Source organism: Streptomyces sp. CB01580, assembly GCF_001905795.1.
Lineage (GTDB): Bacteria > Actinomycetota > Actinomycetes > Streptomycetales > Streptomycetaceae > Streptomyces.
In genome coordinates this window covers 138,859-145,648 of sequence record NZ_LIXJ01000019.1, presented here as the reverse complement: position 1 = coordinate 145,648, position 6,790 = coordinate 138,859, and the positions used below count along the sequence as shown (strand labels likewise).

The following is a 6,790-nucleotide window of genomic DNA, read 5'->3' as shown; positions in this document are numbered from 1 at the left end:
CGGCATCGGCGTACAGACGTACGGCAGGGCCCACGAGGGCCCGCCCCGGCTCAGCCCGCGGCGGCCGGCTCCGGCTTCTCGACGGCGGGGCCGGGGACCGCGGGTACGGCCACCGGGCGCTCGCGCAGCGACAGCAGCACCCGCACCACCGCGATCCACACCAGACACGAACCGAACATGTGCAGGCCGACCAGGATCTCCGGGGTGTCCGTGAAGTACTGGACGTAGCCGATCACGCCCTGCCCCAGCAGCACCAGGAACAGGTCGCGGGCCCGGCTCCGCGGGCCGACCGGTGCGTCCACGGCCTTCAGCGCGAACCAGAGGGCGACGGTCAGTGCCACCACGACCCAGGCCAGGTCGGCGTGCAGCTGCGCGACCATCTGCCAGTCCACCGGAATGCGGGGGACGTCGCTGGAGTCGCCCGCGTGCCGTCCGGCGCCCGTGACGACCGTGCCGACCGCGATCAGCAGCCCCGCCGCGACCACGAGCAGCCAGGTCAGCTGGGACACCGCCTTGCCCACCAGCGGCCGGGGCGCTTCGTCGCCCTCGCCGATCCGCTGCCACATCACCATCGCGACGGTGAGCAGCGCCGTGGTGAGCAGGAAGTGCGCCGCGACCGTGTACGGGTTGAGGCCGACCAGCACCACGATGCCGCCGAGCACAGCGTTGCCCATGACCACCCAGAACTGCGCCCAGCCGAGCCGGGTGAGGCTGCGCCGCCAGGGCTTCGCCGAGCGAGCGGCGATGATCGCCCAGCCGACGGCCGCGCACAGGACGTACGTCAGCATGCGGTTGCCGAACTCGATGACGCCGTGCAAGCCCATCTCGCTCGTCGCGGTGAGGCTGTCCTCGGTGCACTTGGGCCAGGTGGGGCAGCCGAGGCCGGAACCGGTCAGCCGTACCGCACCGCCGGTGACGACGATGACGACGGACATGACGACGGCCGACAGGACGGCACGACGGACGATGCGTTCCGTCGGCGTCCACCGTTCGGCGATGTAGAGAAGCGGGTTCCGCGCGGCTTGAGCGACTTCGGCTCGGGTCAGCTTGGGCACGCGCACCATCGTAGGCGGCGGCTTGTGCAAGCTTTCACGAGGGGGACGAGTAGCGCGAAACGGCGACGGAGCGCTGCCGAGGACTCACGTCGAGCACCCGGACGCGGGCGCCCCCGCACCCGTCCGGCTCACTCCCAGCGGAAGAACTTCGCCGCCGCGCCCAGCCCGAGCACCGCCCACACCGCCAGCACACCGAGATCGCCCCACGGCATCCCGGCGCCGTGCTGGAGGACGTCGCGCAGCCCGTCCGACAGGGCCGCGATGGGCAGCAGCCCGAGCGCCGACTGCACCGCTTCCGGGAACTTGTCCAGCGGCACGATCACCCCGCCGCCGACCAGCAGCAGCAGGAAGACCAGGTTGGCCGCGGCCAGCGTGGCCTCCGCCTTCAGCGTCCCGGCCATCAGCAGCCCGAGCCCGGAGAACGCGGCGGTGCCGAGCACCAGCAGCAGCGCCACGGCGAACGGGTCGCCGTGCGGCGACCAGCCCAGCGCGAACGCGATCACCGTCAGGAGCCCCACCTGCAGCACCTCGGTGACCAGCACCGAGAGGGTCTTGGCCGTCATCAGCGCCCAGCGCGGCAGCGGCGAGGCGCCGAGCCGCTTGAGCACCCCGTAGCGCCGCTCGAAACCGGTGGCGATGGCCTGGCCGGTGAAGGCCGTGGACATCACGGCGAGCGCCAGGACGCCGGGCGTCAGGAAGTCCACGGACCGCCCCGCGCCGGTGTCCACGACGTCGACCGCGCTGAACAGCACCAGCAGCAGCGCCGGGATGATCACGGTCAGCAGCAGCTGCTCGCCGTTGCGCAGCAGCATCCGCGTCTCCAGCGCCGCCTGCGCGGCGATCATCCGGGAGAGCGGCGCGGCGCCCGGCCGCGGGGCGTACGTACCGGCGCTCATGCGCGCAGCTCCTTGCCGGTCAGTTCGAGGAAGACGTCCTCCAGGGTGTGCCGCTGGACGGAGATGCCGGACGGCATCACCTCGTGCTGCGCGCACCAGGAGGTGACGGTGGCCAGCAGCTGCGGGTCGACGTCGGCCGTGATGCGGTAGGTGCCCGGGGTGGGCTCGGCCGCCTCCGCGCCGTCGGGCAGTGCCTTGAGCAGGGAGCCCAGGTCGAGGCCGGGGCGGCCGGTGAAGCGCAGGGTGTTCTCGGCGCCGCCGCGGCAGAGTGCCTCGGGGCTGCCCTGGGCGATGACCCTGCCCGCGTCGATGACGGCGACGTCGTCGGCGAGCTCCTCGGCCTCGTCCATGAAGTGCGTGGTCAGGACGACGGACACGCCGTCGGCGCGCAGCTCGCGCACGAGATCCCAGGTGGAGCGGCGGGCCTGCGGGTCGAGCCCGGCGGTCGGCTCGTCGAGGAAGACCAGCTCGGGGCGGCCCACCACGGCCATCGCCAGGGAGAGGCGCTGCTGCTGGCCGCCGGAGAGCCTGCGGTAGGTGGTGCGGCCGCAGGTGCCGAGGCCGAGGCGGTCGATCAGCGTGTCGACGTCCAGGGGGTGGGCGTGGAGCTTCGCCATGTGGCGGAGCATCTCGTCCGCGCGTGCCCCGGAGTAGATGCCACCGGATTGGAGCATCACGCCGATCCGGGGGCGCAGCCGGGCGGCGTCCGCGGCCGGGTCGAGGCCGAGGACCCGCACCGTCCCGGCGTCGGGGCGGCGGTAGCCCTCGCAGGTCTCGACGGTGGTGGTCTTGCCGGCGCCGTTGGGGCCGAGGACGGCGGTGACCGTACCGGCGCGGACGCTCAGGTCGAGGCCGTCCACCGCGGTCCTGCGGCCGTACCGCTTCACCAGCCCGCGGATCTGGACGACCGGCTCGCTCTTCATGGCCGGTAAGTCTAAGGGCTGCCCGTTCGCCCCCGGCGGGCGCGGGGGCGAACGGCCGGACCCCCGTCGGGAGGGGCTCGCGGCCCGGTCTCCGGGGGTGGATTAGGTGACCCTAAGTGATGAAGCGCACCGTAGATCGTTCCGGACCGTGGTTGTCAGGGCCGGATTAATTACGCAACAATGGCGTTGTGAAAAACGGCGAGACCAAGCGGGAGACACCCCAGGAGGAACTCGCGACCGGCGAGCGTTCGACGCGCAACAGGGTCGCGCGCTCCATCCTGGACCACGGCCCGTCCACCGTCGCCGAGCTGGCCAAGCGCCTCGGTCTCACCCAGGCCGCGGTCCGCCGCCATCTCGACGCCCTCGCGTCGGACGGCGTCGTCGAGGCCCGTGAGCAGCGGGTCTACGGCGCACGGACGCGTGGCCGCCCGGCCAAGGCGTTCGCCCTGACCGACTACGGACGGGACGCCTTCGACCAGTCCTACGACAAGCTCGCGGCGGACGCCCTGGGGTGGATCGCCGAGACCTCGGGCGAGGCCGCGGTCGCCGCCTTCGCCCGGGCCAGGATCGCGGCCCAGGCCGAGGCGTACCGGGCGGCGATCGAGGCCGCGGATCCCGATGCGCGCACCGAGGCGTTGGCCAAGGCCTTGTCCGCCGACGGGTACGCTGCTACGGCGCGTAGCGCGCCCGGCCCGCAACAGGGCGAGCAGTTGTGCCAGCACCACTGCCCGGTCGCTCATGTCGCCGAGCAGTATCCGCAGCTGTGCGAGGCGGAGACGGAATTCTTCTCCAGCCTTCTCGGCACGCATGTGCAGCGTCTGGCCACCATCGCCCACGGCGACGAGGTGTGCACGACGTACATCCCGCGCAGCGGTCGCCGCGCAGCACCGAAGACCACTCATTCAGCATCTGCAAGCAAGGCCGGGAGGAACCCCGCATGACGCTCCCCACGGAGACTGCCCACCCCGAACTCGAGGGGCTGGGCACGTACGAATTCGGCTGGGCCGACTCCGACGCGGCAGGCGCCGCGGCCAAGCGCGGGCTCTCCGAGGATGTCGTCCGCGACATCTCGGCGAAGAAGAACGAGCCCGAGTGGATGCTGAAGCTGCGCCTCAAGGGCCTCAGGCTCTTCGACAAGAAGCCCATGCCCACCTGGGGCTCCGATCTGTCGGGCATCGACTTCGACAACATCAAGTACTTCGTGCGGTCCACGGAGAAGCAGGCGGAGTCCTGGGAGGACCTGCCCGAGGACATCAAGAACACCTACGACAAGCTCGGCATCCCGGAGGCGGAGAAGCAGCGCCTGGTCGCCGGTGTCGCCGCGCAGTACGAGTCGGAGGTCGTCTACCACCAGATCCGTGAGGACCTGGAGTCGCAGGGCGTCATCTTCCTCGACACCGACACGGCGCTGAAGGAGCACCCGGAGCTCTTCAAGGAGTACTTCGGCACCGTCATCCCGGTCGGCGACAACAAGTTCGCCTCGCTGAACACGGCCGTGTGGTCCGGCGGCTCGTTCATCTACGTGCCCAAGGGCGTCCACGTCGACATCCCGCTCCAGGCGTACTTCCGTATCAACACGGAGAACATGGGTCAGTTCGAGCGGACGCTGATCATCGTCGACGAGGACGCGTACGTCCACTACGTCGAGGGCTGCACCGCCCCGATCTACTCCTCCGACTCGCTGCACTCCGCGGTCGTCGAGATCATCGTGAAGAAGGGCGGCCGCTGCCGCTACACGACGATCCAGAACTGGTCGAACAACGTCTACAACCTGGTCACCAAGCGGGCCGTGGCCTACGAGGGCGCGACCATGGAGTGGGTCGACGGCAACATCGGCTCCAAGGTCACCATGAAGTACCCGGCCGTCTACCTGATGGGCGAGCACGCCAAGGGCGAGACCCTGTCCATCGCCTTCGCGGGCGAGGGCCAGCACCAGGACGCCGGCGCCAAGATGGTCCACATGGCGCCGAACACCTCCTCCAACATCGTCTCCAAGTCGGTGGCGCGGGGCGGCGGCCGCACCTCCTACCGCGGTCTGATCGAGATCGGCGAGGGCGCTCCGGGCGCGAAGTCGAACGTGCTCTGCGACGCGCTGCTGGTCGACACGATCTCGCGCTCCGACACCTACCCGTACGTCGACGTCCGTGAGGACGACGTGTCCATGGGGCACGAGGCGACCGTCTCCAAGGTCTCCGAGGACCAGCTGTTCTACCTGATGAGCCGCGGTATGACGGAGTTCGAGGCGATGGCGATGATCGTGCGCGGCTTCGTCGAGCCGATCGCCAAGGAACTGCCGATGGAGTACGCGCTCGAACTCAACCGGCTGATCGAGCTGCAGATGGAGGGTTCGGTCGGCTGACCCGGCCGACGACCGAATCCCCGGACACTTCACTGAGAAAGCGAGCACTACGACAGCCATGGCTGAGGCTCAGAACATCCCGGCGGGATCCACCACCACCGGTTCCATCGCGGTGGCCGCCGAATCGACCGTCGCCACGCGCATGAGCGCGCCGCCGTCCTTCGACGTCGCGGACTTCCCGGTCCCGCACGGCCGCGAGGAGGAGTGGCGGTTCACGCCGCTGGACCGGCTGCGCGGGCTGCACGACGGCACTGCGGTGGCCACCGGCGACGGCGTCAAGGTCGCCATCGAGGCTCCCGAGGGCGTCACGGTCGAGACCGTCGGCCGCGACGACTCCCGGCTCGGCCTGGCCGGCACCCCGGTGGACCGCGTCGCCGCCCAGGCGTACTCGTCCTTCGAGCAGGCGTCCGTGGTCACGGTCCCCAAGGAGGCCGTGCTCACCGAGCCGATCCGCATCGCGGTGCACGGCGAGGGCGGGGTGGCCTTCGGCCACCAGGTCGTGGAGCTGGGTGCCTTCGCAGAGGCCGTCGTCGTCATCGACCACACCGGTGACGCGGTGCTCGCCGCCAACGTGGACTACGTCCTCGGCGACGGCGCGAAGCTCACCGTCGTCTCCGTGCAGGACTGGGACGAGAGCGCGGTCCACGTCGGCCAGCACAACGCCCTGGTGGGCCGGGACGCCTCGTTCAAGTCGATCGTCGTCACCTTCGGCGGCGACCTCGTCCGCCTCCACCCGCGCGTCAGCTACGCGGGCACCGGCGGCGAGGCCGAGCTGTTCGGCCTCTACTTCACCGACAAGGGCCAGCACCAGGAGCACCGCCTCCTGGTCGACCACAACAGCCCGCACTGCAAGTCCAACGCCGCCTACAAGGGCGCGCTCCAGGGCGACGACGCGCACGCGGTGTGGATCGGCGACGTGCTGATCCGGGCCGTCGCCGAGGGCACCGACACCTACGAGATGAACCGCAACCTCGTCCTCACGGACGGCGCGCGCGTCGACTCCGTGCCGAACCTGGAGATCGAGACCGGCGAGATCGTCGGCGCCGGCCACGCCTCCGCGACCGGCCGCTTCGACGACGAGCAGCTGTTCTACCTGATGGCGCGCGGCATCCCGGCCGAGGAGGCCCGTCGGCTCGTCGTACGCGGCTTCTTCGCCGAGCTCGTCCAGCAGATCGGTCTGCCGGACGTCGAGGCGCGGCTGCTCGACAAGATCGAGACCGAGCTGAAGGCGTCCGTCTGATGGCCTTCGTCAAAGTCTGCACGCTCAGTGAGCTGGAAGAGGACACCCCGAAGCGTGTGGAGCTCGACGGCGTCCCGGTGTCCGTCGTCCGTACCGAGGGCGAGGTGTTCGCGATCAACGACATCTGCTCGCACGCGAACGTCTCGCTGTCCGAGGGAGAGGTGGAGGACTGCATGATCGAGTGCTGGCTGCACGGCTCCAGTTTCGACCTCCGCACCGGCAAGCCGTCCGGCCTTCCCGCGACGCGCCCCGTCCCCGTATACCCCGTCAAGATCGAAGGGGACGATGTGCTCGTCTCCGTCACCCAGGAGTCCTGA

General features: G+C 70.3%; 7 protein-coding genes. 4 read left to right on the top strand and 3 right to left on the bottom strand.

Annotated elements, in window-relative coordinates; genetic code table 11:
* Positions 1–50 precede the first annotated feature (50 nt).
* The 3 genes from AMK22_RS25145 to AMK22_RS25135 all read right to left on the bottom strand — a co-directional run bounded on the left by AMK22_RS25145 (position 51) and on the right by AMK22_RS25135 (position 2,874).
* Entirely contained in the window at positions 51–1,064 is a 1,014-nt protein-coding gene (locus tag AMK22_RS25145; protein WP_073788559.1) for a COX15/CtaA family protein, read from the bottom strand.
* Positions 1,065–1,183: 119 nt separating this feature from the next.
* The gene (locus AMK22_RS25140) at positions 1,184–1,951 is read right to left on the bottom strand and encodes an ABC transporter permease (protein WP_073788557.1); all 768 of its coding nucleotides are present in this window, start codon (positions 1,949–1,951) and stop codon (positions 1,184–1,186) included.
* Entirely contained in the window at positions 1,948–2,874 is a 927-nt protein-coding gene (locus tag AMK22_RS25135; protein WP_073788555.1) for an ABC transporter ATP-binding protein, read from the bottom strand. The genes AMK22_RS25140 and AMK22_RS25135 overlap by 4 nt, the downstream gene beginning before the upstream one ends.
* A gap of 188 nt (positions 2,875–3,062) precedes the next feature.
* On the opposite strand from AMK22_RS25135, the gene AMK22_RS25130 reads away from it, so the two are divergent.
* Genes AMK22_RS25130 through AMK22_RS25115 form a run of 4 tightly spaced genes read left to right on the top strand, consistent with a single transcriptional unit; the run spans position 3,063 to position 6,790 of the window.
* Entirely contained in the window at positions 3,063–3,815 is a 753-nt protein-coding gene (locus AMK22_RS25130) for a helix-turn-helix transcriptional regulator (RefSeq protein ID WP_073788553.1), read from the top strand.
* Positions 3,812–5,233 (top strand): Fe-S cluster assembly protein SufB, encoded by a 1,422-nt coding sequence (gene sufB, locus AMK22_RS25125; RefSeq protein WP_073788551.1) that lies wholly within the window; start codon positions 3,812–3,814, stop codon positions 5,231–5,233. The genes AMK22_RS25130 and sufB overlap by 4 nt, the downstream gene beginning before the upstream one ends.
* 58 nt (positions 5,234–5,291) lie before the next feature.
* The gene (gene sufD / locus AMK22_RS25120) at positions 5,292–6,473 is read left to right on the top strand and encodes a Fe-S cluster assembly protein SufD (RefSeq protein ID WP_073788549.1); all 1,182 of its coding nucleotides are present in this window, start codon (positions 5,292–5,294) and stop codon (positions 6,471–6,473) included.
* Positions 6,473–6,790, top strand: a complete 318-nt coding sequence (locus tag AMK22_RS25115) for a bifunctional 3-phenylpropionate/cinnamic acid dioxygenase ferredoxin subunit (protein ID WP_073788547.1) — start codon at positions 6,473–6,475, stop codon at positions 6,788–6,790. The genes sufD and AMK22_RS25115 overlap by 1 nt, the downstream gene beginning before the upstream one ends.

Excerpts from the sequence above, each read along its gene's own strand:
- AMK22_RS25115 (WP_073788547.1), top strand. The coding sequence starts at position 6,473 with ATGGCCTTCGTCAAAGTCTGCACGCTCAGTGAGCTGGAAGAGGACACC.
- AMK22_RS25135 (WP_073788555.1), bottom strand. The coding sequence starts at position 2,874 with ATGAAGAGCGAGCCGGTCGTCCAGATCCGCGGGCTGGTGAAGCGGTAC.
- sufD (WP_073788549.1), top strand. The coding sequence starts at position 5,292 with ATGGCTGAGGCTCAGAACATCCCGGCGGGATCCACCACCACCGGTTCC.
- AMK22_RS25145 (WP_073788559.1), bottom strand. The coding sequence starts at position 1,064 with ATGGTGCGCGTGCCCAAGCTGACCCGAGCCGAAGTCGCTCAAGCCGCG.
- sufB (WP_073788551.1), top strand. The coding sequence starts at position 3,812 with ATGACGCTCCCCACGGAGACTGCCCACCCCGAACTCGAGGGGCTGGGC.
- AMK22_RS25140 (WP_073788557.1), bottom strand. The coding sequence starts at position 1,951 with ATGAGCGCCGGTACGTACGCCCCGCGGCCGGGCGCCGCGCCGCTCTCC.